The sequence below is a fragment of the Actinoplanes flavus genome (assembly GCF_017592555.1).
Lineage (GTDB): Bacteria > Actinomycetota > Actinomycetes > Mycobacteriales > Micromonosporaceae > Actinoplanes > Actinoplanes flavus.
Genome location: NZ_JAGFNS010000027.1, coordinates 102,157 through 126,372, shown reverse-complemented (window position 1 = coordinate 126,372; position 24,216 = coordinate 102,157). Strand labels below are relative to the sequence as shown.

Annotated in this window: 22 protein-coding genes and 1 pseudogene; 11 read left to right on the top strand and 12 right to left on the bottom strand. The window is 71.8% G+C overall.

Annotation, left to right across the window (positions count from 1 at the left end; genetic code table 11):
* Positions 1–695: 695 nt before the first annotated feature.
* The 5 genes from J5X75_RS32980 to J5X75_RS32960 form a co-directional block, all read right to left on the bottom strand.
* Entirely contained in the window at positions 696–1,274 is a 579-nt protein-coding gene (locus J5X75_RS32980) for a hypothetical protein (RefSeq protein WP_208471526.1), read from the bottom strand.
* 475 nt (positions 1,275–1,749) lie between these two features.
* A complete protein-coding gene (locus tag J5X75_RS32975) occupies positions 1,750–3,207 on the bottom strand; it encodes a GntP family permease (RefSeq protein ID WP_208471525.1) in 1,458 nt (485 codons plus the stop codon).
* 81 nt (positions 3,208–3,288) lie between these two features.
* Complete coding sequence (locus tag J5X75_RS32970; protein ID WP_208471524.1) at positions 3,289–4,803, bottom strand: alpha/beta hydrolase; 1,515 nt, start codon at positions 4,801–4,803, stop codon at positions 3,289–3,291.
* Positions 4,804–4,869: 66 nt separating this feature from the next.
* Entirely contained in the window at positions 4,870–5,460 is a 591-nt protein-coding gene (locus J5X75_RS32965; RefSeq protein WP_208471523.1) for an acyl-CoA-like ligand-binding transcription factor, read from the bottom strand.
* Positions 5,457–6,944, bottom strand: coding sequence for a DHA2 family efflux MFS transporter permease subunit (locus tag J5X75_RS32960; RefSeq protein ID WP_208471522.1), 1,488 nt, complete (start codon positions 6,942–6,944; stop codon positions 5,457–5,459). The genes J5X75_RS32965 and J5X75_RS32960 overlap by 4 nt, the downstream gene beginning before the upstream one ends.
* Before the next feature lie 129 nt (positions 6,945–7,073).
* On the opposite strand from J5X75_RS32960, the gene J5X75_RS32955 reads away from it, so the two are divergent.
* Positions 7,074–7,232 carry a hypothetical protein gene (locus J5X75_RS32955; protein WP_208471521.1) on the top strand — a complete coding sequence of 53 codons (159 nt, stop codon included), beginning with the start codon at positions 7,074–7,076 and terminating at the stop codon, positions 7,230–7,232.
* A gap of 1 nt (position 7,233) precedes the next feature.
* Positions 7,234–8,070, top strand: coding sequence for a PfkB family carbohydrate kinase (locus tag J5X75_RS32950; protein ID WP_208471520.1), 837 nt, complete (start codon positions 7,234–7,236; stop codon positions 8,068–8,070).
* Positions 8,071–8,235: 165 nt separating this feature from the next.
* Here the strand turns inward: J5X75_RS32950 and htpG are convergent, their stop codons facing one another.
* Together htpG and J5X75_RS32940 are read right to left on the bottom strand one after the other, a co-directional pair.
* The gene (htpG, locus tag J5X75_RS32945; protein ID WP_208471519.1) at positions 8,236–10,071 is read right to left on the bottom strand and encodes a molecular chaperone HtpG; all 1,836 of its coding nucleotides are present in this window, start codon (positions 10,069–10,071) and stop codon (positions 8,236–8,238) included.
* A 69-nt stretch (positions 10,072–10,140) separates the two neighbouring features.
* Positions 10,141–11,025, bottom strand: a complete 885-nt coding sequence (locus tag J5X75_RS32940; RefSeq protein ID WP_208471518.1) for an ABC transporter substrate-binding protein — start codon at positions 11,023–11,025, stop codon at positions 10,141–10,143.
* A 131-nt stretch (positions 11,026–11,156) separates the two neighbouring features.
* On the opposite strand from J5X75_RS32940, the gene J5X75_RS32935 reads away from it, so the two are divergent.
* A complete protein-coding gene (locus J5X75_RS32935; RefSeq protein ID WP_208471517.1) occupies positions 11,157–11,735 on the top strand; it encodes an HAAS signaling domain-containing protein in 579 nt (192 codons plus the stop codon).
* Positions 11,736–11,756: 21 nt separating this feature from the next.
* Here J5X75_RS32935 and J5X75_RS32930 read toward each other — a convergent pair whose 3' ends face one another.
* From J5X75_RS32930 to J5X75_RS32920, 3 genes are all read right to left on the bottom strand, one after another.
* Positions 11,757–12,686, bottom strand: a complete 930-nt coding sequence (locus J5X75_RS32930) for an endonuclease/exonuclease/phosphatase family protein (protein WP_307798409.1) — start codon at positions 12,684–12,686, stop codon at positions 11,757–11,759.
* 179 nt (positions 12,687–12,865) lie between these two features.
* Positions 12,866–13,747 (bottom strand): alpha/beta fold hydrolase, encoded by an 882-nt coding sequence (locus J5X75_RS32925; protein ID WP_307798407.1) that lies wholly within the window; start codon positions 13,745–13,747, stop codon positions 12,866–12,868.
* Positions 13,748–14,378: 631 nt separating this feature from the next.
* Positions 14,379–14,744: a hypothetical protein gene (locus J5X75_RS32920; protein ID WP_208471516.1), complete on the bottom strand. Its 366-nt coding sequence runs from the start codon at positions 14,742–14,744 to the stop codon at positions 14,379–14,381.
* Between the two features lie 185 nt (positions 14,745–14,929).
* Between J5X75_RS32920 and J5X75_RS32915 the strand changes: the two genes are divergently transcribed.
* Together J5X75_RS32915 and J5X75_RS32910 are read left to right on the top strand one after the other, a co-directional pair.
* Positions 14,930–15,184 (top strand): hypothetical protein, encoded by a 255-nt coding sequence (locus J5X75_RS32915; protein WP_238490363.1) that lies wholly within the window; start codon positions 14,930–14,932, stop codon positions 15,182–15,184.
* A gap of 55 nt (positions 15,185–15,239) precedes the next feature.
* Positions 15,240–16,043, top strand: coding sequence for a metallophosphoesterase family protein (locus J5X75_RS32910; RefSeq protein WP_238490361.1), 804 nt, complete (start codon positions 15,240–15,242; stop codon positions 16,041–16,043).
* 192 nt (positions 16,044–16,235) lie between these two features.
* Here the strand turns inward: J5X75_RS32910 and J5X75_RS32905 are convergent, their stop codons facing one another.
* Positions 16,236–16,979: a CDP-alcohol phosphatidyltransferase family protein gene (locus tag J5X75_RS32905; protein ID WP_208471514.1), complete on the bottom strand. Its 744-nt coding sequence runs from the start codon at positions 16,977–16,979 to the stop codon at positions 16,236–16,238.
* A 72-nt stretch (positions 16,980–17,051) separates the two neighbouring features.
* Between J5X75_RS32905 and J5X75_RS32900 the strand changes: the two genes are divergently transcribed.
* From J5X75_RS32900 to J5X75_RS32880, 5 genes and pseudogenes are all read left to right on the top strand, one after another.
* The gene (locus J5X75_RS32900; protein WP_208471513.1) at positions 17,052–18,026 is read left to right on the top strand and encodes a zinc-dependent alcohol dehydrogenase; all 975 of its coding nucleotides are present in this window, start codon (positions 17,052–17,054) and stop codon (positions 18,024–18,026) included.
* A gap of 57 nt (positions 18,027–18,083) precedes the next feature.
* A complete protein-coding gene (locus J5X75_RS32895) occupies positions 18,084–18,485 on the top strand; it encodes a 6-pyruvoyl trahydropterin synthase family protein (protein WP_208471512.1) in 402 nt (133 codons plus the stop codon).
* A 1,199-nt stretch (positions 18,486–19,684) separates the two neighbouring features.
* Positions 19,685–20,056, top strand: a pseudogene (locus J5X75_RS44830) (glycosyltransferase family 4 protein); the annotation flags it as partial.
* 723 nt (positions 20,057–20,779) lie between these two features.
* Entirely contained in the window at positions 20,780–21,556 is a 777-nt protein-coding gene (locus J5X75_RS32885) for a class I SAM-dependent methyltransferase (RefSeq protein WP_208471544.1), read from the top strand.
* A gap of 51 nt (positions 21,557–21,607) precedes the next feature.
* Positions 21,608–22,708, top strand: coding sequence for a lysylphosphatidylglycerol synthase transmembrane domain-containing protein (locus J5X75_RS32880; protein WP_208471511.1), 1,101 nt, complete (start codon positions 21,608–21,610; stop codon positions 22,706–22,708).
* Here the strand turns inward: J5X75_RS32880 and J5X75_RS32875 are convergent.
* Entirely contained in the window at positions 22,684–23,403 is a 720-nt protein-coding gene (locus J5X75_RS32875) for a RibD family protein (protein ID WP_208471510.1), read from the bottom strand. The genes J5X75_RS32880 and J5X75_RS32875 overlap by 25 nt on opposite strands.
* A gap of 130 nt (positions 23,404–23,533) precedes the next feature.
* On the opposite strand from J5X75_RS32875, the gene J5X75_RS32870 reads away from it, so the two are divergent.
* Positions 23,534–24,187, top strand: coding sequence for a GTP cyclohydrolase II (locus J5X75_RS32870; protein WP_208471543.1), 654 nt, complete (start codon positions 23,534–23,536; stop codon positions 24,185–24,187).
* The last annotated feature ends 29 nt before the right edge of the window (positions 24,188–24,216 follow it).

The following is a 24,216-nucleotide window of genomic DNA, read 5'->3' as shown; positions in this document are numbered from 1 at the left end:
GGCCGGTCACCATGCCGTTGCCCGCGGCCGCGGCGGTCTGGTCCGGCTACCGGGGGCGCACATCACGACAGCGGCGCCGCCTATCGTCGCCGCGTGGCGCGCCGGTCCGGCAGTGCAGATGCTGTCCGGTCCAGCGCTCGCCTGGCTAATGCCCGCCCAGCTGTGCTCACCTGGCTGGCGCTCGCCTGGCTGGCGCTCGCCTGGCTGGCGCTCGCCGCATCGGTGGCCGAGCAGGCCGGGGCCGTAGCACTGGTATCGCAACCGTCGTCGCTAGCCTTCTTCCGCCCGCCCGCCCGCCCACCGGCTCCGACCGCACCGCCCAGGCCGCCAATCGCCACCACACCCTAGAGCTGCTGTATCCACCGCCCGGACCGGCCCGACCACCAACCGCCACCGAACCCCCGCAGCTGCCGTATCCACCGCCCGGACGGTCCCGGCCGCCAACCGCCACCGAACGGCCACGGCTGCCGTATCCACCGCCCGGACTGGCCCGACCACCAACCGCCACCGAACCGCCACGGCTGCCGTATCCACCGCCCGGACTGGCCCGGCCGCCAACCGCCACCGCACCGCCCTCACCGCCAACCGCCCCCGAACCCCCGCAGCTGCCGTATCCACCGCCCGGACGGTCCCGGCCGCCAACCGGCGCCGCGCCGCCTCACCTGCCGTATCCGCCGCTCGGGCCGGGCGGCCGCTCAGACGCCGAGACGTGACTTGCGGGCCTGTTCATATGTCATCTGCAGTGGACGAGGATCAACATTGAGAGCATGCATCGCGTCATGATGTTGCGACTCGGCCCTCAACTGTGGACCACGTAGGGCATCGTCGAGTGAGGCCAGGTCAACAGTGCCGACGCCGAGCGGAACGAATGCCGACGGGTCGGCGCCATACGGCCCGCGCGGCACGTCCTCCAGATCGTGGTAGACGTTGCCACGCAGGTCGACCAGGATCTCGTTGTCGTCGTCATCCCAGTCCTCGATGACGAACCGCTGCTCGGAGACGTAGTCGTGGACGGTCGCCCCGCGGTGCAGGATCTCCACGAGCAGTGCGTCGGAGTCGTACATCTCGAACCGGGCCGCGTATTCACCGGCGCGCAGACTCATGAGCCGGGCCAGGGTCGCGGTCTCGGCGTAGCCGCTCTCGCCGCGAGGGATCACCGCCCAGCGCCGCTCGGCCACCGGAATGATCACGGCCTTCTGCCGGGACTCGGCCAGCGCTCTACGGACGCCGTCCAGGTCGCCGGTGGCCAGCACGGTCTGATAGGTGCTTCCCATGGCCGCTGATCATAGTGATGATCTTGCGAAAGTAGCGCCCGCATATCGCCACGGATCCACAACTTGAACACCGCAATGCGCGCCGGATCCCGTCCAGCTGGTCATCAGCACCGTTGAATCAGCACTGAGCACCAGCCAACCAAAACCGGCCGGCCGCGAGAGCCGCCCCAGCACCCTCGACACAGCACCGAGAACCAGCCGGCCAAAACCGGCCGGCCGCAAGAGCCGCCCCAGCACCGCTCACACAACACTTAGAACCAGCCCACCAGAACCGGCTGGCTGTGGAAGCTGTTTCGAGCGCCGAGGCGGCTCCCACGGCCGGCCGGGCGAGGTCGGGCACCGCGCACGGCCGCCCGCGGAACGGATCGGGCCTGACCACCCCGCTCACGCCCGGCGGGCGCGGCATGGTCGGGAGTTGCAGCGCCTCGCGGGGTCTGCTGTGGCGGGTTCGGGTAGGCGTACCGGGAAATGGTCTTCAAAGAAGCAGCGACAGCAGCATGACGCACGCGAAACCGACCACCGAGATGATCGTCTCCATGACCGACCAGGTCTTGATGGTCTGGCCGACGGTCATGCCGAAGTACTCCTTGACCATCCAGAAGCCGGCGTCGTTGACGTGCGAGAAGAAGAGCGAGCCGGCACCGATCGCGAGGGCGAGCAGCGAGACGTCGGTGCGGTCGAGGGTGGTGGCGAGGGGAGCGACGATGCCGGCCGCGGTGATCGTGGCGACCGTGGCGGAACCGGTGGCGACCCGGATGCCGACGGCCACCAGGAAGCCGAGCAGCAGGGCGTTGATGTCGGCGTCGCGGGCCGCGTCGGCGATCACGTTGCCGACCCCGGCGTCCACCAGGACCTGCTTGAAGCCGCCGCCCGCCGCGACGATCAGCAGGATCCCGGCGATCGGCGGAAGAGCGCCGCCGACCACCGCGGATGTCTCTTTCCGGTTGAAGCCGGCCCGTTTGCCAAGGGCGTACATCGCGACGAACACACCGGCGAGCAGGGCGACGATCGGCTCGCCGAGGACCTCGAGGGCGTCGCGCAGGGCGGATCCCTCGGTGAGGAGCAGTTCGGCGATGCCGCGGGCCAGCATCAGCACGACCGGCAGCAGGACGGTCACGATCGCGGCCCAGAATCCGGGGTTACGGCGTGGTCCGATCTGATCGTCGACGAGTTCGCCGGGAGCGCTCGGGTTGGCGAGATCGCCGCGGTCGACGAAGTCCTGCCCGCCCGACGGGCCGGCGGCGGGGCGGTCGGGAGTGGCGAGCAGCGCGGGCACCGGCAGCGGGACCCGTTTGGCGATGAAGTTGCCGAAGACCGGGCCGGCGACGATCACCGTGGGGATGGCGCAGATCAGGCCGAGCAGCAGGGTGAGTCCCAGGTCGGCCTGGAGGCTCTCGATGGCGACCAGCGGTCCGGGGTGCGGTGGCACGAGTCCGTGCAGCACCGACAGTCCGGCCAGGGCCGGGATGCCGAGGCGGAGCAGGCCGACATCGGTACGCCGTGCGACGAGCAGCACGATCGGCACCAGGAGCACGACGCCGACCTCGAAGAACAGCGGTAGCCCGATGAGCGCGGCGACACCGGCCATGGCCCACGGCAGCGCGGCCCCGGAGACGCCGTTGACGATTCGGGTCACGATGCCGTCGGCGCCCCCGGATTCGGCCAGCAGCGCGCCGATCATCGAGCCGAGCGCGATGAGCACGCCGACGCCGCCGGCCGTGGTGCCGAGCCCGGCGGTGAACGAGTCGACGACCGCCTCCGGCGCGGCGCCCGCGGCCAGGCCGAGGACGCCGGCGCCGGAGATCAGGGCCAGGAACGGATGCCATTTCGCCCAGGCGATCAGCAGGACGACGGCCGCGATGCCGAGCACCGCGGCGAGAACGAGCTGCGTGGTCCCGGCGTCGGTGATGGCATCAGCGGCGATGGTCGTCATGGGGCGGCTCTACCCCATCGAAACCTGTTTCAATCCACGGCCCGCGAAGGTCCGCGGGCCGTGGATCCCTCTACGCCATGGTCATCTCCGGAACGGGCCGGTCAGCTGGGGCAGCGGATCGACCACCGTCGGCACGGCCTGCGCGCTGACCGGCGACGACGGGAAGACCGCCGGGCAGTGCGTGCCCTTCGCCGGGGTGCGCAGCTCGACCAGGTACGTGTCGATCGCCGCCCGGGCACAGTCGCTACGCCAGTAGGTGCCGTGCCCGACACCGTCGTAGGTCAGGAATCTGGCGCTCGGCAGCTGGCTCGCCAGGCTGGTGCCCCACTCGTACGGGGTGGCGACGTCCCACCGGCTGTTGGCCAGCAGGATCGGCGGCAGTTCGGCCGACGCCCGCAGCCGGTGCGGCGGGTTGGTGACCTTCCAGGGCCAGTTCTGGCAGCTGGCCAGATCCGACCAGGCCAACGGGTTCAGGCGGGTGTGCGGCGCGAGCCGGTTCTGTGCCTGTTCGATGGCCCGCAGCACCGGGTAGGCGCCGACGTCGAAGTGGAAGTCGGAGCACATCACCGGCAGGTAGCCGTTCGGCACGGGCTCGCCGCGGCCCGTCTGGCCGCCGTCTCCCTGGCCCAGATAGAGCAGGGTGTCGGCGAGTTCGAACCAGGAGTTGGGGTTGTACATGTAACCGAAGACGATGTTGACCAGGTCCTCCGGCGGCAGCGGCTGGCCGTCCGGGTTCAGCTCGCCGGCTTCGGCCCGGGCGTACAGCTCATCGAAGTAGGCGAGGGCCCCGCGTTCGTGCAGCGCGCACGCCTCGGTCCGGTCGCACCAGGAGGTGAACTGCCGGAACGAGCCCTCCATCGCGAGCGACTCCCATTTCTGGTAGCCCGCGATGTTCTGCGCGTGGTCCATGTTCGAGTCCAGCGCCAGGGCGCGGATCCGGGACGGGAACAGTTCGGCGTATTGCTGGCCGATCATGGTGCCGTAGGAGACGCCGTAGTAGCTGATCCTCTTCTCGCCGAGCCCGGCGCGGATGGCGTCCATGTCGCGGGCCACACTCGCGGTGTCGACGTATGTCACCAGCGGCCCACTCAGCTCCCGGCAGCTCAGGGCGAGGGCGCGGTTGGTGGCGCGCAAATCGGCGTACTCGGCTCGGTTGTCCGGATAGAGCTGGGTGTACTGGGCGCCGATCAGGTCGCTGTCGCAGTTCACGACGTGGCTGCGGGCCTGCCCGCGCGGGTCGAAGCCGACGATGTCGAAACGGTCGGTGACAGCCGGGGAGAACGCCGAGCCGGAGAAGTAGGCGAAGTCGACGCCGGATCCGCCCGGCCCGCCCGGGTTGATCAGCAGCGATCCGATCCGCCGGGACGGGTCGGTGGCGGGCCGTTTGGCCAGCGCCAGTTCGATGGTGGGCCCGCCGGGCCGCGACCAGTCGACCGGGACTTCGAGGGTCGCGCAGAGAACGCCTTCCGGGACCTCCTCGGCCGGGTCGCAGGCGGTCCAGGCGATGGACGGTGGTGGCGCGGCCTGCGCGGCCGCCGCCGGGACGGCGGATCCGAGCAGGGCGAGCAGGGCGATCGGTACGGTGATGCGGCGCATGGGCAACCTCACGGGTCGGCGACAGCAACGCGACCCATTCAAGTCAACCGATGCAAGCCATGGCGGTCAGCCCAGGGGGAGACCGTTCTCCAGCAGGGTGAGGGCCTGCTCCACGCGGTCGAAGTCGCCCGGCCGCACCCCGTCGGCGTAGTAGGCCGTCGGGAGCACCGCCAGCATCGCCCCGATGGCGGCGCCCGCGACGACCCGGGCGGAGAAGTCGTCGGCCGGGAGCCCGGCGCGTTCCGCGATCGCCTCGGCCACCAGGTCGATGGCCTCGGTCATCTGGTGCAGCACCCGGACCCGCAGCTCGGGCACAGCGAGCACGAGCCGCTGCCGGCGCCGCTCCAGCTCCCACTGTTCCGGGCTCAGGTTGTCGAACGCCTCCCGTATGGCCCGCCGGATGACCGTGACCGGCGCGATCCCGGCGGGCTGCGCACGGATCGCGCCGACCACCACGGCGTCCACGTCGTCGACCAGGACGACGTCCTCCTTGCTCGGGAAGTACCGGAAGAAGGTGCTGGGCGAGACCTCGGCCGCGTCGGCGATCTGGTCCACGGTGGTCGCCGCGTACCCCTGCTCCTCGAACAACCGCAAAGCGTGCTCGCGGATCGCGGCCCGGGTCTTCGCCTTCTTGCGTTCACGGAGGCCGTTCGTCATACCCCGGATTCTGCCAGCACCTTCGCCGGCTTCGTCCGTGCCGGAAGCAGGATCAGCGCGAGCACCACCCCCACCGCCGCCACCCCGGCCGCGACGAGCAGGGCGACCGCCGTCCCGTCGGTGAAGGCGTCCCGCACGGCGCCGAGCAGCGCCGGATCGCCGAGCCGGCCGGCGACCGCGACCCCGGCCGCCACACTGTCGCGGACCTCGTCCGGGGCGGTGACCGGCAGCGCGTCGCGGTAGGTGGTGTTCATCGCCATGCCGAGCACCGCCACGCCGATCGCGCTGCCGACCTGCCGCAGCGACTGGACCATGGCGTTGCCGACGCCGCTGCGCTCCGGGGTGAGCGCGCCGAGGGCGGCGTTCATGGCCGGCGGCATGGACAGGCCGAGGCCGACGCCGGCCGCGGTGATCCACGCGCCGAACAGGGTGTAGTCGAGCACGGCCCCGGTCGCCAGCGCCACGGCGATCACGGCGAGGCCGGCGGCGATCAGGGCGCGGGCGCCGATCCGGGCGGCGAGTCTGTCGGCGAGCCGGGCGCCGACGAGCAGGCCGCCGATGATCGGGAGCAGCCGCAGCCCGACCCCGAGCGCGTCGTGACCTCCGACCGCCTGGAACATCTGCGGCAGCGCGAACAGCAGACCGAAGAACGCGAAGCCGGCGAGCGTGGCGAGGATCGTGCCGCCGGTGAACGCGCGGTTCCGGAACAGCTCCAGGTCGATCAGCGGGGCCGCGGCGCGCCGCTGCCAGAACACCAGCGCGCCGAGCGCGAACACGCCGAAGGCGATGGTGACCAGGGCGCGCGGGTCGCTCCAGCCGCGTTCCCCGGCTTCGATGATCCCGTACGTGAGAGCGACGAGCCCGGACGCCGACAGCAGCACACCGAGCCAGTCGAAGCGGCGCCGCCGGTCGCCATGCGACTCCGGGACGAGGGTGGCCACGGCGATCAGCCCGAGCACCACCAGCGGCAGGTTGATCAGGAAGACCGAGCCCCAGTGGAAGTTGTCGAGCAGCCAGCCGCCGAGCAACGGCCCGAGCGGTACGCCGAGAGCGTTGGCGGTGACCCAGACGGAGAGGGCGCGGGGCCGCTCCTCGTCGTCGAACAGCACGGTGAGGACGGCACCCATCAACGCCATGATCACCGCGGAGCCGAGGCCGAGGGCGGCCCGGGCGGCGATGAGCTGGCCGGTGGTCTGGGCGTACGCGCAGGCGACGGACGCGGTCCCGAACAGCACGAGGGCGATCAGGAGGAGACGTCTGCGGCCGTACCGGTCGCCGAGCATGCCGGCCGGAAGCAGCGCGGCGGCGAGAACCAGCAGGTAGGAGGTGGTGAACCACTGGAGGTCGGCGGTGGTGGCGCCGAGATCCTGGGCCAGGGTGGGCAGCGCGACGCTGAGCACCGTGCTGTCGAGACCGATGGCGAGGGTGCAGAGGGCGAGGGCGATCAGCGCGTACCAGCGCCTCGCGAAAACGGTAGCGGGCATGAAATGACAGTAGCTCTCAAAAACAAGTGCATGCCACTTTGGTCGGCGATGGGCGCGCCGACCTGCGCGCGGTTGCGAGACTGTGTCACGATCTTGGACGGCGTTGCACCAGGCGGCGGAGGGGCTCCGATGAAGAAAATTCTGGGCTGGATCCTGCTGTTCCTGCTCGTCTTCTGGATCGGCACCGACCCGGCCGGAGCCGCCGACGTGGCCCGCAGCATCGGGCAGGGCATAGCCGACATCTTCACCAACATCGGTACATTCTTCGTCGAGTTGACCAACGACTGACGTGCGCATCCTGTGCGTCGGCCTGGCCACGGTCGACCTCGTGCAGCGGGTCGCACGGATGCCGGGCGTCGACGAGAAGGTGCAGTCCACGTCGATGGACGTGGCGGCGGGCGGGCCGGCGGCCAACGCGGCGGTCACCGCGGCCGCCCTCGGGGCCGACGTCACGCTGGTCACCGCAGTCGGCACGCACCCGCTCGGTGACCTGATACGGGCTGACCTGGCCGCGCACCGGGTGACCCTGATCGACGCGTCGCCCGATGCGGAACAGCCGCCGCCCGTCTCCGCCGTCACGGTTCTCGACGCGACCGGGGAGCGGACGATCGTCAGCCGCAACGCCGGGACGCGCACGGTGGCCGTACCGGAAAGCGGTCTGCCGGACGCGGACCTGACGCTGGTCGACGGACATCATCCCGCGCTGGCGGTGGCCGCGGCGCGGTCGGCGCGGCGCCTGCTGGTTGACGCCGGAAGCTGGCGCCCGGTCTTCGCCGACGTCTTCCCGCACGCCGAGCTGGTGGCCTGCTCCGGCGACTTCCGCCATCCGGCGGCGGCCGGCCCGGGCGACGCGGCGATCGCGGCCGCCGTCGCCGCGCCACACGTGGCGATCACCCATGGTGACGCACCGGTCAACTGGTTCAGCGCGGGCTCATCGGGAGCCGTTCCGGTGCCGCGGGTCACCGCGGTCGACACCTCCGGCGCCGGCGACGCCTTCCACGGCGCGCTCGCCGTCGCCCTCACCCGGAGCGACGACCTTCAAACCGCCATCGAGTACGCCGTACGCGTGGCCGCCACCCGCGTAGCTCACGCCGGCCCCCGCGCCTGGCTGTCCCACCTGCCCTGACCGGGGCTGCCCCGCCAGCCCCATGACCGGCCTCTCTTGACCGGGGTTGCCCCGCCGGCCCCATGACCGGCCTCTCCTCTGACCGAGGCCGCCCCAGCCCCATGACCGGCCTTTTGTGACCGGGGCTGTCCCGCCCGCCGGATCGGTCCGGCGGGCGGGACTCCCTCAGACCGTCTGCGCGAGCCGGTCGGCGAGCAGCTTGGCGAACCTGGCCGGGTCGTCCAGGTCGCCGCCTTCGGCCAGCAGCGCCGTCCCGTACAGCAGCTCGGCGGTGTCCGGCAGGGCCGGGTCGTCGGCCTTGCGCTCATGCGCCGACCGCAGCCCGGCGACCAGCGGATGATCCGGGTTGAGCTCGAGGATCCGCTTCACCCGCGGCCCCTCCTGGCCCATCGCGCGGTACATCTTCTCCAGCGCCGGGGTGATGTCGTCGGCGTCGCTGACCAGGCAGGCCGCCGAGGTGGTGAGCCGATGCGACAGGCGCACCTCCTTGACCCGCTCGTCCAGCTTCTCGGTGAGGAACCCGAGCAGCGGCCCGAAGTCGCCCTCCGGCTGCTTCTCCTCCTCGTCCTTCTTGAGGTCGACGGTGCCCCGGGCGATGGACCGCAGCTTCTTGCCGTCGAACTCGGGCACCACATCGACCCACACCTCGTCGACCGGGTCGGTGAGGATCAGCACCTCGTAGCCCTCCGCCTGGAAGGCCTCCATGTGCGGCGAGTTCTCCACCTGGGAGCGGCTCTCGCCGGTCAGGAAGTAGATCTCTTCCTGACCCTCCTTCATCCGCTCCACGTAGGCGGCGAGCGTGGTCGGCTCACTGCCGTGGGTGGTGGCGAACGACGCGATCTCCAGGATCGGCTTGTGGTTGTCCGGCTCGGCGAGCAGACCCTCCTTGACGGCCCGGCCGAACTCGCGCCAGAACGTCGCGTACTTCTCCGGGCTGCTCGACATCAGGTCCTTGATCGTGGAGAGGACCTTCTTGACCAGGCGGCGCCGGATCATCTGGATGTGCCGGTCCTGCTGCAGAATCTCGCGGGAGATGTTCAGCGAGAGGTCGGCCGCGTCCACCACGCCCTTGACGAAGCGCAGGTAGTCCGGGATCAGCTCCTTGCTGTCGTCCATGATGAAGACGCGCTTGACATACAGCTGGAGGCCACGGCGGGCATCCCGCTGGAACAGGTCGTGCGGGGCCCGCGCCGGGATGAAGAGCAGGGCCTCGTACTCGAAGGTGCCCTCCGCCTTCATGTTGATGATCTCGAGCGGGTCGGTCCAGTCGTGGCTGATGTGCCGGTAGAACTGGTGGTACTCCTCGTCGGTGACCTCGCTGCGCGGCCGGGCCCACAGCGCCTTCATCGAGTTGAGCGTCTCGTCGCCCTTGCGGATCGGGAACGAGATGAAGTCCGAGTACCGCTTGACGATCTCCTTGATCTTCCACTCATCGGTGTAGTCGTAGAGCGCGTCGTCCTCGTCCTTGGGACGCAGGTGCAGCGTGATCGTGGTGCCGACCGGCGCGTCCGGCGCGTCGTCGATCGTGAACGTGCCCTCGCCCGCCGACTCCCAGCGCGTGCCGTGGCCCTCGGTGCCGGCCTTCCGGGTCACCAGCGTGACCTTGTCGGCGACCATGAAGGTCGAATAGAAGCCGACACCGAACTGGCCGATCAGCTCGGGGCTCTCCTTCGCCTCCTTGAGCTTGGTCAGCAGCTCGGCGGTCCCCGATTTGGCGATCGTGCCGATCAGCTCGACGACCTCGTCGCGGGTCATGCCGATCCCGTTGTCCCGCACGGTCAGCGTCCGCGACTCCGGATCGACCTCGATCTCGATGTGCAGGTCGGAGGTGTCCGCCTCGAGGCCGTCCTGCAACTTGGCCAGGCGCAGCTTGTCCAGCGCGTCCGACGCATTCGAGATCAGCTCGCGCAGGAAGATGTCCTTGTTCGAGTAGATCGAATGGACCATCAGCTGCAGTAGCTGGCGCGCCTCGGCCTGGAACTCCAACGTCTCCATCGTCACCCGTTTCCGTCATGTCCGGTGGTTCACCACGATCGTAGGACGCCCGCCCAGTCGCCGATGCGCCCCGGGTCAGCTGACCCGGCGGATCGCTCCTTCGCCAGGCGCCGGGACCGCCTCCGGATGCAGGATCGCGGCGATCGCCTCGACGCCGTCGACCAGGCGCGGCCCTGGCCGGACCACCAGCCCGTCGCCGTCGATCGCCCACACCGCGGCCTTCGGGAAGTGCTCGATCACCGCCTCGGCCTGCCGGGCGGCACCGTCCAGGTGATAGCCGCATGGCGTGACCAGCACGATCTCCGGCTCGGGCGCGGCCAGCTCGGCCCACGACACCTGCACCGACCGCTTCCCGGCCCGCGCCGCCACCGGCTCGCCGCCGGCCGCGATCACCATGTCGGGCACCCAGTGCCCTGCCGTGAACGGCGGATCCACCCACTCCACCACCGCGACCCTCGGCCGCCGCCTCCCGGCCACCGCGTCACTCACCCCGCGCAGCCTCTCCCGCAGGGCGCCGACCAGCTCGACACCCCTTGCCGCTACGCCCGCCGCGCGCGCCACCTCGGTGAAGGTGCCGAGAACCTCCTCCAGCGAATACGGGTCCAGCGACAGCACCTCCGACCGGCAGCCCAGATGGCTCAGCGCCTGATCGACGTGCCCCGACGGCAGTGCGCAGACGCGGCACAGGTCCTGGGTCAGGATCAGCTCCGGATCCAGCCCGGCCAGCGCGTCCGCGTGCAGTGTGTAGAGGTCGTCGCCGGACGCCATCCGCACCCGCACGTAGTCGTCGATCTCCGCGGGCGTCATGCCGCGGGTGTCCCGCCCGCCGACCACGACCGCCTTCGTCTGCCGCGCGGACGCCGGCTCGTCGCACTCGAACGTCACCCCGACCAGATCGTCGCCGAGCCCCAGGGCATAGACGATCTCGGTCGCGGAAGGGAGAAGGGAGACCAGTCGCATGACCCCATGCTGCCGGATCCCGGCGCCTGCCACATCGAACCACGGTAGGTAGGACTCAGGTATGACTTCGGGCCATCCGGTTACCACTGTGGGCCGATGTGCGCGCCGCGCGAATCCGCGAGGCTCAGGCCATGACGACGGCACCGGCAACTCCCGACGACGCGCTAGTCCTCGACTATCTGGCGGCTCTGTGGGCGGCGAGCGGCGACCTTCCGCCGGAGACCCGCGACGACCTGATGGGCACCGTGTCCGGCTACATCGCGATGCGCCGCGACCTCGCCGGAAACCCGGCCCAGGCACTCGGCCGCCTCGGCCCGCCCGACGAGCTGGTCGCGGCCGTGCGCCGCAGCGGCACCCCCACCCACCTGCGCCTGCCGGTCCCACAGCCGGCGATCCCGGCCGCCCTGCCCGGCGCCGGTGGCTCCGAACGCGTCGCCGTGCGCCTGCTGATCGCCGGCCCGCTCCTGCTCCCGTTGATCAGCCAGGCGGCCGCGCTGCTGATCGCCACCGTCTCCCCACGCTGGACCCCGGTGCAGAAGGCCGTCGCCTGGTTCCTGGTCACCGCCCCGGCCGTCGCAGCGCTCCTGCTGACCGCCGTGGCCGGCGCACCGCTGCTGAGCGGTCTCGGCTTCCTGGCCGTCTATCTGGCCACCGGCACGGGCGCGGTCGCCGCCGGCCTCACCCTCCGTGCCGTCGACCGACCACATTGAAGGAGGGCCTCCAGCGGTGGGTCAGCGGTGGAGGTGCGCGGCAATCGGTAGGTGGTCGCTGCCGGTTCTGGGGAGCGTCCGGACTGAGGTGACCGTCAGCGAGCGGGCCAGAACCTGATCGATGCGTGCGACCGGGAAGGCGGCCGGCCAGCTGAAGGCGAAATCCGACTCGGCGGTGCCGAGAAGGGAGGTGACCGGTTCGAGGCCACGGTCCTTCGTGGTGGCGTTCAGATCGCCGAGGAGGATCACCCGGTCCAGCGGCTCGGCGGCGAGGGCTGCGGCGAGCCGGCGGGCGCTGTCGTCGCGGCGTTCCGCGTCGAGGCCGGTCGGGCCGGGCCGCACCGAGGGCAGATGGACGACGTAGACGGCGATGTCCCCGTGCGGGGTTCGGGCGACGGCGCGCAAGCCGCGGTTCCAGTCGGCGCCGAGGGTTGCCGGGCGGATGTCGAGCGCGGCCGCTTCGCTCAGCGGGTGCCGGGACCAGAGCGCGACCGTGCCGTGGAGGCTGTGATGGGAGTAGGCAGGCGGGAATGCGGCCCGGTAGGCGGGCAGCGCCTCCGGCGTGACCTCCTCCAGGGCTACCAGGTCGGGCCCGGCTTCCAGCAGGGTGCGGACGGTGCCGGGCACGTCGGGGTTCTCGTCGCTGACATTGTGTTGCACGACGACCAGATCGGGCGCGGGCTCCCGGGCCGGGATGAGGTGACCGCCGAAGAGGGCGAGCCAGGCTGTCAGCGGAAGCAGCGTTGCGACCAGCGCGATCCTGGACCGGCGCCACGCGGCCAGGGCGAGGATCGGCAGGACGCTCAGGCCCAGCCAGGGCAGAAAGGTCGGCAGCAGGCTTCCGCCGGGCAGCACCGGATGGGCGGCCATCGCCCCGGCGGCCAGGACCCCGAGCGGAACGGCGGCGAACCACCCGACCCGATCCCGCCCAACGCCCTCGAACACTCGCACGCGGCGATGCTCGCACAGCCGATCAATACCGCTGTCGCGGTCCGGATCACGACTGCGGCTCTGGGTTGGCGAGAAGACGCTGGTGCTGCGGGCGACGGCCATCTTCTCGAACCGACCGAACGTCGATCTCGCACCCGCCCCGTCGGCGGGCCCCATCGACCGGAACGGGCGGGAGGACGTCAGTGGAGGATCTCGTGGAGGACCTGGTCCCAGACGGCCCGGGGTGGGAACTCGTGGCCTACGCCCTCCAGCCACACCAGGCGGGCGTTGGGGATGCAGCGGGCCAGCTCCTGCGGGTGTTCGGCCGGGAAGCGGCGGTCGAGGGTGCCGTGCAGGACCACGGTTCGGGTTTCGATGGCGCCGAGCAGGTCGCGGATCGGGGGGCCGTAACCGGCGAGGCGATGGTTGAGGCGGGTGGCGGCCAGGTCCGCGGAACGGTCGAAGATGCGCTCGGCCAGGCGGCGCAGCTGCGGCTCCTCGGGGGTGAACGGGCCACCGTGGTCGCGCACCTCGGCGATCATGCGGGCGACCGCGGCCTTCCGGTTCGACCAGTCGGTGTCGTCGGTGATCGGGGCGGCTTCCACCGTACGGATGCCGGCTGTGACCGTGCCCGCGACGACCGTGACCGGACCGCCCACGGTGACCGGCGCGGTCTCCGTTCCCGCACCGCCGGCGCTGGTCGCCATGAGGGTGAGCGACAGCACCCGCTCGGGGTGATGGACCGCGATGCGCTGCGCGAGCGCGCCGCCGAGCGAGAAGCCGACCAGATGCGCGGCCGGCACTCGAAGCGCGTCGAGCACGCCGACGGCGTCGTCCATGAGGTCGGCGCCGGAGTAGGCGACCGCACCGGCTGGGTAGGAGGTGGACCGGCCGGTGTCCCGGTGGTCGTAGCGGATCACGAACCGGCCGCCGGCCGCGAGCCGACGGCAGAACTCGTCGTCCCACCAGTCCATCGGACTGGCATCCCCGGCCAGGAGCAGCAGCGGGGCGTCGGTAGGCTCGCCGAAGGTCTCCACGCACACGTGGATGCCGTTGACCGGCATCATCGTCTCCGTCACCACGAATTCATTGTGGCCAGCCTCACTGACGACCACGTTACGCCGACATCACATCGGATGACGTGCCGGCTGAGAGGCTTCCGCAACGCCCGCATCGCACGGTCGACATCCGCCGTGCCACCCGCCCGGCCGTCGAGGCAGAGATCGGGACGGGCGCCGGCAGGGAATGGTCGAAGACCGACAGCGAGCAGCAAGAACACCGCTCACCGCCGGAAGCGAGACCGACCGAGACACCGCCCAAGGCCGAAGCGAGGGCGGCGAGAACGCCCGGGCGAAACCGGCGGGGACGCTGCTCAAGGTCTCGGCCGCAGAGGCGGCAAGAGCACCGATCAAGCGCCCGAAGGGCACCGGCGAGAACGCCACTCAAACGCCCGGAGCAGAACCAGCGAGAACACCCAAAGCCCGGACCGGCAAGAACGCTGCTCGAACGCCCGGAGCGGAACCGGCGAGAACGCTGGCCGAGGAGCGGGAGCGGGAGCGGGACAGGCACCGGCCGAGACCCGATGACCCGGTGGAGGGAACGGCGCGGGCGCAGGACCGGCGCCTGCGGAGATCCCGCTGCGGCAACAACGGGACCGATCATTCGCCAGAGGCCGCCGCGGCGCGAGGACGCCGCGGCGGCCGAGGCGGCCTGTCAGTGGATTGTCGTGACGGCGGCGGCGGACCGTGCCTGTCCGCGTACCACCCGCAGCGACACCGCGGTCAGGCCGAGCGCGAGGGCGAACAGGGACAGGTGCAGCCAGGGGTTCGCGATCGGCGTGAAGCCGATGATCGCGACCGGGATCTGGACCACGCCGATCAGGGCGGCGAGCAGCCAGCGGCGGTCACCGGCCCAGAGGAGGGCGGTCCACACCGGCGCCGTGGCGACCAGCAGGGTGAGCCCGTCGAGCAGGGCGTGCATGGCCGGGTTGTGCACAGCGGTGTGCGCGAACGCCTGGGCGGGCGAGGCGACCCAGAGACCGGCGAGGACGAGGGCGAGAACGACAGCGGCACGACGCATGGGATCCTCCAGCGCAATCAAACCGTTGCTCCGAGTAATCAAGGTAGCACCCGGAGGACGGCTCACGTCGATTCATTCGCCCACCCGTACCGTGACAGAGGGTTGTTGATCTCGGCCGAAAGGCCCACTTACCTACGGTGAGTGATCATGGCTAGCCTGCGTCAGTGCGTTTGATCGAACTTGCGATGACCAGCGTCCTTACGGTGAGTATCGGCGGTGCTTCTTACGTTGCGCTGAACCCGGCGAAGCTGGAGGCACGTGCCCAGGTCGTCGCCGACCAGGCCACCTGCCGGACCGTGGAGACGGCGATCGTGGGTTACCTGATGAACAACGGGGTCGAGCCCACCTCGGTACGACAGCTCCGGGACTACGTGAGCGGGGACATCTCGCGGTACCGGATCATCGGGGGAAGGGCCGCGGGCCCCGGCTGCGAGGCATAGAGGAATTTCACCGGAATGCAACACTAGGGTTCCCTTGGTCCTAGGCAGGCACCCGATGTTGCGTTTGCTCGGCACACCGCCGGAACCGGTGGACACGATTCCGTACCGGTCGGCGGCCCGCGGCGGCGGCACCGAGAGTCTCCCGCTCGCCGTCGAGCGCCGCCGGGTGGACGCGCTGCCGGACGGCTGTGACGCCGTACTGGTCGCCGGGGATCTCCAGGGCGTGGCGCCGTCGCCGCTCACCGGGCGGACCGGACTGCTCGGCGTGGCGCTCGCCGACCGGCTGAGCCGCTGGGCCGCCGACGGCCTGCTGCCACCGCCGGAGCGGGTGGGCGTGCTGCTCGCCGGCGACCTGTACTCGGCGCCCGGCGCCGATCTGCGCGGCGCGTCCGGGCCGGTGTCCGAGGTGTGGCTGGCGTTCGCGGCGGCCGGCTGCCCGATGGTGTACGGCGTGGCCGGCAACCACGACGACGTGACCGCGGCCGAGGTCGGCGCGTACGGACCGGAGGTGGCCCTGCTCGACGGCGGCCGCCGGGTGTTCGGCGGCCTGACCGTCGCCGGGGTGAGCGGCATCGCCGGCGACCCGGCCCGTCCGAGGCGCCGCACCCCGGAGGACTTCGTGGCCGCCGTCCGGGCCGCGGTGGCCGCCCCGCCGCCGGACGTGCTGCTGCTGCACGAGGGTCCGGCCGGGCCGGTCGCGGAGCAGCGCGGCAACCCGGAGCTGCGTAGGGCGCTGGAGCGTGGCGGCCCGGCCCTCACCGTCTGCGGTCACGTGCACTGGCGCGAGCCGCTGGCCACCCTGGGTGACGGTCACGTCCTCAACGTGGACGGCCGCGCCGTGGTCCTCACGGTCCGCTGACCAGCTGCCGCCGACGTTCGCCACCTGGCCCACGTCGCCGAGGACGACGCTCCCGGTGACCGTCTGCGCCGGCTGCCGCCACGGCGCCCACCGGCCCGCACCGCCTCGTTCGCACCCGTCGGGACATCGTGGACGGTGCCGGCGCCCGGCGAACCCACCCGGGGACCGACCGCCTCGCCCGGACGAGGGATCTCAGCGGGCGAGGGCGTGCTCCCGTGCGCCGGACCAGCGGCTGCGGGCCTGCTCCCGGACCCGGGACGCCCGGTGCAGCCAGAGCACGTCGGCGCCGAACGACCAGGCCAGCGACGCCACCGACACCACCAGGGCAGCCGTCGCGAGCACCGGCGGCAGCACCCCGCTCGCCACGGCCACCAGCACGATGCCCTGCTCGGCGGCGACGACCTTGCGGCTGAATCGCGGCGGCAGGGGTGCGTTCAGCCAGGGCAGCGCCCACGACGCGGCGCCGAACAGGTAGCGGGCCAGGCCGATGACCAGGGCGAGCCAGTGCTGGCCGACGGCCACGTACACGCTCAGGACCAGGGCCAGCGCCGAGTCGACCTCCATGTCGAAGCGGGCGCCGAGCGGTGTGGTGGTGCCGGTCCGCCGGGCGATCTGCCCGTCCAGCCCGTCCATCGCGAGGGCCACCCCGGCGACGGCTGCCACCAGCCAGGCCGGGGCGCCCGAGCCGGCGGCCATGGCGGTGACCCCGCCGGCCAGGATCGCGCGCCCGAACGTGACCGCGTTCGCCCATCCGAGGCCGGTCATCCCGGCGCGGCGCAGGCCGGCCCCGAGCAGACCGCAGAGCAGGAGGCCGTACCCCAGCCCGGCGAGCCATCCCCACCCGGTGAGGCCGACGGTGGCGGCGAGTACGGCGAGCAGCAGAACCTGCGCGGCAAACCCGGCCAGCGGCCGCAGTGTCGTACTGATCGTCACCATTCCTCCTGAACAACATAGGGTTCAACCAGTGGACACACCGACCGGAGGCTCCCGGTTCAACGGCAAGTAAGGATGAGGCTCTTGACGGCTCGCGCGTTCTGGATGACTTCCCCGGGGATCGGGGAGATACGCACCGAACGGGTGCCCGATCCCGGCCCGGGTGAGGTGCTCGTCCGGACTCTGCACTCCGGGGTGAGCCGGGGCACCGAGACGCTGGTGTTCCAGGGGCGGGTCCCGGAGAGCCAGTGGCCGTCGATGCGCGCCCCCTTCCAGGGTGGCGACTTCCCGGCGCCGGTCAAGTACGGCTACCTGAACGTGGGAGTCGTGGAGGCCGGCGTGCCGGAACTCGTCGGGAAGACGGTTTTCTGCCTCTACCCCCACCAGACCCGGTACGTGGTCCCGGCGACCGCGGTGACCGTGGTGCCGGACGGGGTGCCCGCGGCACGGGCCGTGCTGACCGGGACGGTGGAGACGGCGGTGAACGCGGTGTGGGACGCCGCCCCGCAGATCGGTGACCGGATCTCGGTGGTGGGCGGCGGCATGGTCGGCCTGTCGGTGGCCGCGGTGCTGGCCGGGATGCCGGGCACCGATGTCGAGCTCGTCGACGTACAAAATCGGGAAAAAGAAGCAACCGAGCTGAACGTCGGATTCGCGCACCCGGAAGAGGCGGCTACCGAGCGCGACATCGTCATCCACGCCAGCGCCACCGAACAGGGCCTCACCACGGCACTGGAACTGCTCGCCACCGAGGGCACGGTCGTCGAACTCTCCTGGTACGGCGACCGCCGCATCGCCGTACCTCTGGGTGAGTTCTTCCACTCCCGCCGCCTGACCATCCGCAGCAGCCAGGTCGGCGGCATCGCCCCGGCCCGCCGCCGCTCCTACGCGCAGCGCCTGGCCCTCGCCCTCGACCTGCTCAAAGACCCGCGCTTCGACGCCCTGATCAGCGGCCGCAGCGATTTCGCCGAACTGCCCGAGGTGATGCCACGGATCGCCGACGGCTCACTGCCCGCGCTTTGTCACGTCATCGACCATCCGGTGAATTGATCTTTCCGGAACGGGTACCCGTACTACCTCACGAACCGCACCTGAGGAGTTGAGCCCTTGTTCAGCGTCACCGTCCGCGACCACATCATGATCGCGCACAGCTTCACCGGCGAGGTCTTCGGCCCGGCACAGCGCCTGCACGGCGCCACCTTCGTCGTCGACGCCACCTTCCGCCGCCCCGACCTGGACGACGACAACATCGTCGTGGACATCGGCAAGGCGAGCGAGCAGCTGCACACGGTCTGCCACGGGCTCAGCTACCGCAACCTCGACGACGATCCGGAGTTCACCGGCGTCAACACGTCCACCGAGTTTCTCGCCAAGGTCATCGCCGACCGGCTGGCCGTCCGCATCCACGCCGGCGAGTTCGGCCCCGGCGCGTCCGGACTCACCGGCATCTCGATCACCCTGCACGAGTCGCACATCGCCTGGGCGACCTACGAGCGCACCCTGCGGTGATCCACACGCTGTTCGCGGTGCTGCCGGCGTCGATCGACGACCCGGCGGCGCCGTCCGGCGGCAACCGCTACGACCGCGAGGTGCTGCGCCGCCTCACCCTCCCCGGCACTCCCCCGCCCGCCTTCGGCGATCAAACCCCTTCAGCGGTACGGCGAGAGCCGGACCCGGACGATCAAACCCCCTCGGCGGTACGGCGAGAGTCAGTCCCGGACGATCGAACCCCTTTGGCGGTACGGGAGAAGCTCGTCCCCGGCGATTTCCCCCGTCCGGCGCCGGCCGCGCGCCAGGCCCTGTCGGAAATCCTGGCGGAGATTCCCGATCGCGCCACCGTCCTACTCGACGGCCTGATCGCCTGCGGCGTCCCCGAGCTGCTCGAACCGCACGCCGGCCGGCTGCGCCTGGTGATCCTCGTGCACCTGCCGCTCAGCGACGAGACCGGCCTCACCCCCGAGACCGCCGCCGACCTGCGCGCCCGGGAACGCCGCGCCCTGCACCTGGCCGCCGCCGTCATCGCCACCAGCACACCGGCCGCCCGCCGCGTCGAGGAGCTCCACGACCTGACCGGCGTCCACGCCGTCCCGCCCGGCGTCGACCCCGCTCCCCCGGCCGTCCCGTCGCCCACCGGCCACCGGCTGCTGATGGTCGCCTCGCTGACCCCGCGCAAGGGCTACCACCTGCTGCTCCAGGCCCTCCAGACCCTCAGCGGCCTCCCGTGGACCTGCACGATCACCGGAGCGGGCCGCATCCTGGGCGAGGTCCCCACTCCCGCCACCCTCACCCTGACCCCACCCGCCGCACTGAGCGCCACCCTCGACGCGAACGGCGACCTGCTCAGCCCCCGCAGGAAGCCCGGCGACGGTCCGGCCGGGAAAGCCGGCACGACGGCCGGGGAAAACCGGCGGATCAGCCCGCCGGCACAGAACGGGCCGGTTCCGCACGACAGCGACCTCCGTTTCACCGGACCGCCGACCGCACCCGAACTCGACCCCGCGACCCACGAACAACAGACACCCGAAGACGGCTGGCAAATCAACCGACCGAAGCGAGACGAGCCGGTTCCGCACGACAGCGACCTCCGATTCACCGGACCGCCGACCGCACCCCAACTCGACCCCGCGACCCACGAACAACAGACACCCGAAGGGACCTGGCGAATCAGCCGACCGGAGCGGGACGAGCCGGTTCCGCACGACGGCGACGTGCGATTCACCGGACCGCTGAGCGGGGCCGAGCTGGACGCCGTCTACGCGGACGCTGATCTGTTCGTGCTGCCGTCGTACGCGGAGACGTACGGGATGGTGGTGACCGAAGCGCTCGCCCGCGGTCTGCCGGTGCTGGCGACGGACGTCGGCGGAGTTCCGGAGGCGCTCGGCGAAGCCGGCGGCGGCCGGCCCGGGAGGCTGATCCCGCCGGGTGATCGCGACGCCCTCGCCGGCGCCCTGCGCGAGTGGCTCACCGACCCCGCGCTGCGGGCCCGCTGGCGCGAGCGGGCCCGCGCCCGCCGCGAGACCCTGCCCAGCTGGGACGAGACCGCGAACCGCATCCGTGAGGTGCTGAATGCCCTCCCTTGACCCCATCCGGCCACGCCACCACGCGAACCTGACAACCTGGAACCGGGCGGATGCCACCCAGGCGCACGGGCCCTGCCTGGTGGATCACCCGGCTGGCTGTCAGTGCTGTCTCCCAGGCCGGGAGACGGCACTGACAGCCAGCCGGGACCGCGCCCGGACCGGGCGACCACGCCGAGGAGGCAGCAAATGACGGAAGTGCACGGCAGGATCGAGACCGGGGACGACCCGGCGGCGCCCGGCACGGCACTACCCGACCACACCGCCGAGGAGATCGCCACGTTCAGCGAGACCGGCCCGCTCCGTGAAGGCGAACCGCCCACCGGGACGGAACGCCGCAGCGAGGGCGGGACGGCCGGCGGCGCCGGGCCGACCAGCGAGGGCGGGACGCCTGGGGGAATCGGCCCGCTGAGCGAGACCGGCCCGCCCCGTGCGGACGAACCGCCCACCGGGACGGGAAGGCCCCACGGGGACGAGACGGCCGGGGGGATCGGACCCCTCAGCGAGACCGGCCCGCTCGACCAGGGCGGGGCGCTCAGCGAGACCGGGCCCCCCGGGGAGATCGGGGCCGCCTGGGAAACCGGGACTGCCGGGGCGATCGGGACGGCCTGGGAAACCGGAACTGCCGGAGAGATCGGGACCGCCGGGGAGATCGGGACGCTCAGTGAGGGTGGGCCGATCAGCGGGGCCGGGCCGCGTGTCGCGGCGCACGAGCGGGCCGCGACCATCAGCGGCGACGGCGAGGGCGATTTCAGCGCGGCCTGGCTGGCGCTGCGCGAGCCCGCCGACGCGGCCGCCCGGGCCGCCGAGCTGATCGGGGAACTGCCCGGACCGGTACGGACGGTGCGCGACCTGGGCTGCGGGACCGGTTCGCTGGGCCGGTGGCTGTCCCCGCGGCTGCCGCTGCCCCAGCACTGGATCATGACGGACCGGGACCCGGCGCTGCTGCTGCGGGCCGCCGGGGACATGCCCGAGGGGGTGACCGTCAGCACCCAGCGCCGGGACGTGACCGAGCTGACCGCCGCCGACCTGGCCGGAACCGACCTGGTGACGTGTTCGGCGCTGCTGGACCTGCTGACCGCCGAGGAGGTGGAACGGCTGGCCGCGGTGTGCGCCGAGGCGAAGGTGGCGGCGCTGTTCACGCTGTCGGTGACGGGCGAGGTGCGGCTCGCGCCCGACGATCCCCTCGACGCCGAGTTCGAGGCGGCGTTCAACGAGCACCAGCGGCGTGCCGAGGGTGGCCGCCGGCTGCTCGGGCCGGACGCGCCGGAGGTGGCGGTCGCGGCGTTCGAGAAGGCGGGCGCCCGGGTGATCGTCCGGCCGAGCCCGTGGCGGCTGGGGCCGGCGCTGCCCGCGCTGACCGCCGAATGGCTGCGCGGCTGGGTCGCGGCGGCCCTCGAACAGCGGCCCGATCTGCCGGCCGGCGACTACGTGGAACGGCGTCTGGCATCGCTACCGCACGCGTCCGTGGGACACCAGGATGTTTTAGCGATCTTCAGCTGAACCTTAAGCCGCCGGTCGGGCGTACTAGTCCTCGAAGGCTACGAGGGGACGATGGACGTGACGCGATCGATCTGGACCTGGCTGAAACTGCTGGGCGGCGCCGGGATCCTGGCGCTGGTCCTGTGGCGGTTCGGGACCGGCGCGTTCCTGGACGGATTGCGCGTGCTCGACACGGGCGCGCTGGTGGCGGCGCTGGGGATCGGCGCGGCCACCACGGTGCTGACCGCGTGGCGGTGGTGTGTGGTGGCGCGTGCCCTGGGCATGCGGCTGCCGTTGAAGGACGCGACCGCCGACTACTACCAGGCGCTGTTCCTCAACGCCGCGCTGCCGGGCGGGATCCTCGGCGACGTGGGGCGGGCGGTCCGGCACGGCCGGGACGAAGGTGACCTGGGCCGCGGCGTCCGGGCGGTGGTCCTGGAACGGATCGCCGGGCAGGTCGTGCTGCTGGTGGTCGGTGCGGCGGTGCTCGTCTCCGTACCCTCGCCGGTCTTGACCCTGATGAAGGGCAACGTGGCGCGGGTGGCCGCGGTGAGCGTGGGTGTCGCGCTGGCCGGCGTGCTGGTCGTCGCCGGTCTGCGGCGGCTGCGGCGCGGGCGTTCCCGGGCGGCCGGCGCGGCCCGGACCGGGATGGCCGAGATCCGCGTGGGTCTGCTGTCGCGGCGCAACGGGCCCGCGGTGCTGCTGGCGTCGGCCGCGGCGCTGGCCGGGCACCTGGCGATGTTCATGGTGGCGGCCCGGGCCGCGGGCAGCACGGCGTCGCTGCTGGAACTGGCCCCGCTGCTGCTGCTCGCGCTGCTGGCGATGGGCCTGCCGGTCAACGTCGGCGGCTGGGGTCCCCGCGAGGGGATCATGGCGTGGGCGTTCGGCGCGGCCGGGCTGAGCGCGGCGCAGGGTCTGACGATCGCGGTGGCCTACGGCATCCTGGCGTTCGTGGCGGCGGCGCCCGGCGCGGTGATCCTGCTGCTGCGCCTGGTGGCGCGCCGCCGCGAACAGCCGGTGGCCACCCCGGCGCTCCCGGCCGCCCCGGCGGTCAGTCCGGCGCCGGCCATGGCGCTGCTCCCGGTCATCGTGCCGCTCCCGGCCGATCGTGGCCGGCGAGTTCCGGTACGGGTGGGGGCGCGCCCCGCCTACTCCGGTGGAGTCGCGGCTTGATCTCGGAGCCGGCCGAACCGTTCCGACAGCGCGTAACGCAGCAGCACCACGTCACCCATCGGGCGGACCTCGGCGAGCGTGGCCCGGTGGCCGGAACTCCACGGGAAGTCGCCGTCGTAGACGAACCGCGGCGCCCGCGAGTCACCGACGAAGAACGGGGCCACCACCAGCTGCAACTCGTCGGCGAGCCCGGCGGTCAGGAACTGGGTGTGCATGTGACCGCCACCCTCCACCATCAGGCGGCGGATCCCGCGCGCGCCGAGGTCGGCGGAGACACGGCGGACGTCCACCGGGTCGCCGCCGTCGACCACGGTGGCCCGGTCGGCCAGCAGCTTGCGGGCCTCGTCCACGGTCGACGTGGCGCAGTAGACCAGCTTGGCCGACGCCCCCGTGGTGAAGAACGACGCACCCGGGTCGAGGTGGCAGCTACCCGTTACGGTGACCTTCACCGGGTCCGGATCTTCCCCGCGGGCGATCCGCTCGGCCCGGCGGGTCGCGGAGCGCACCAGCAGCCGCGGATTGTCCTGGCGGATCGTGCCGGCGCCGACCAGGATCGCGTCGCACTGGGCGCGGACCTCGTCGACCCGGTCGAAATCCGCGTCGTTCGACAGGAGCAGCCGCTCCTGGGTCGTGTCGTCGACGTAACCGTCGATGGACATGCCACAGCTCAGCAAGGTGTAAGGACGCTCAGCCACCGATGACGCCTCCCGGGATTGTTCCTCACCATAATCCGCTGTGTGCGAGGGCCGATCTCCGGGCAGTGCATCTGACGTCGCCGAGCACGGCGGGAACCAACGAGGAGGACCGATGTTCGAGGCCACGGCCATGCATATGACGGTTGCCAAGGCGAGCATTCGCCGGCAGGTCACCGTGCCGCTGCGTTTCCCCGACGGTTACGCGACGACCGCCCGGGTGATGACCTTCGACGGGCTGGACGACGGCAAGGAACATCTCGCGCTCGGCCTCGGCGACTGGCAACGGGCCCTGACCAAGTCGGCGGCCGGTGGACGGGCCCCGCTGGTCCGGCCGCACAGCGAGTGCCTCACCGGCGACGTGTTCGGCAGCCAGCGCTGCGACTGCGGCCCGCAGCTGCGCGAGGCCGTCGAACGGATCGCCGAGCAGGGCGGTTTCCTGCTCTACCTGCGCCAGGAGGGCCGGGGCATCGGCCTGTACGCGAAACTCGACGCGTACGCGCTCCAGGACGACGGCCTCGACACCTACCAGGCGAACGTGGCGCTGGGGCGGGGCGAGGACGAACGCGACTACACGGCGGCCGCCCAGATGCTGCTCGCCCTCGGTGTCGACCGGGTGCGGCTGCTCAGCAACAACCCGGACAAGGCCGGCCAGCTGACCGACCTGGGGATCGACGTCACTCAGCGGATCCCGACCGGGGTGCACCTGTCCGCCGCCAACGTCCGCTACCTGAGCGTCAAGGCGTCGCACACCGCACACACCATCGATCTGCCCCTGGCCGAGTGACGTTCGGCGCCTTCTAGCGGCGGGTCCGG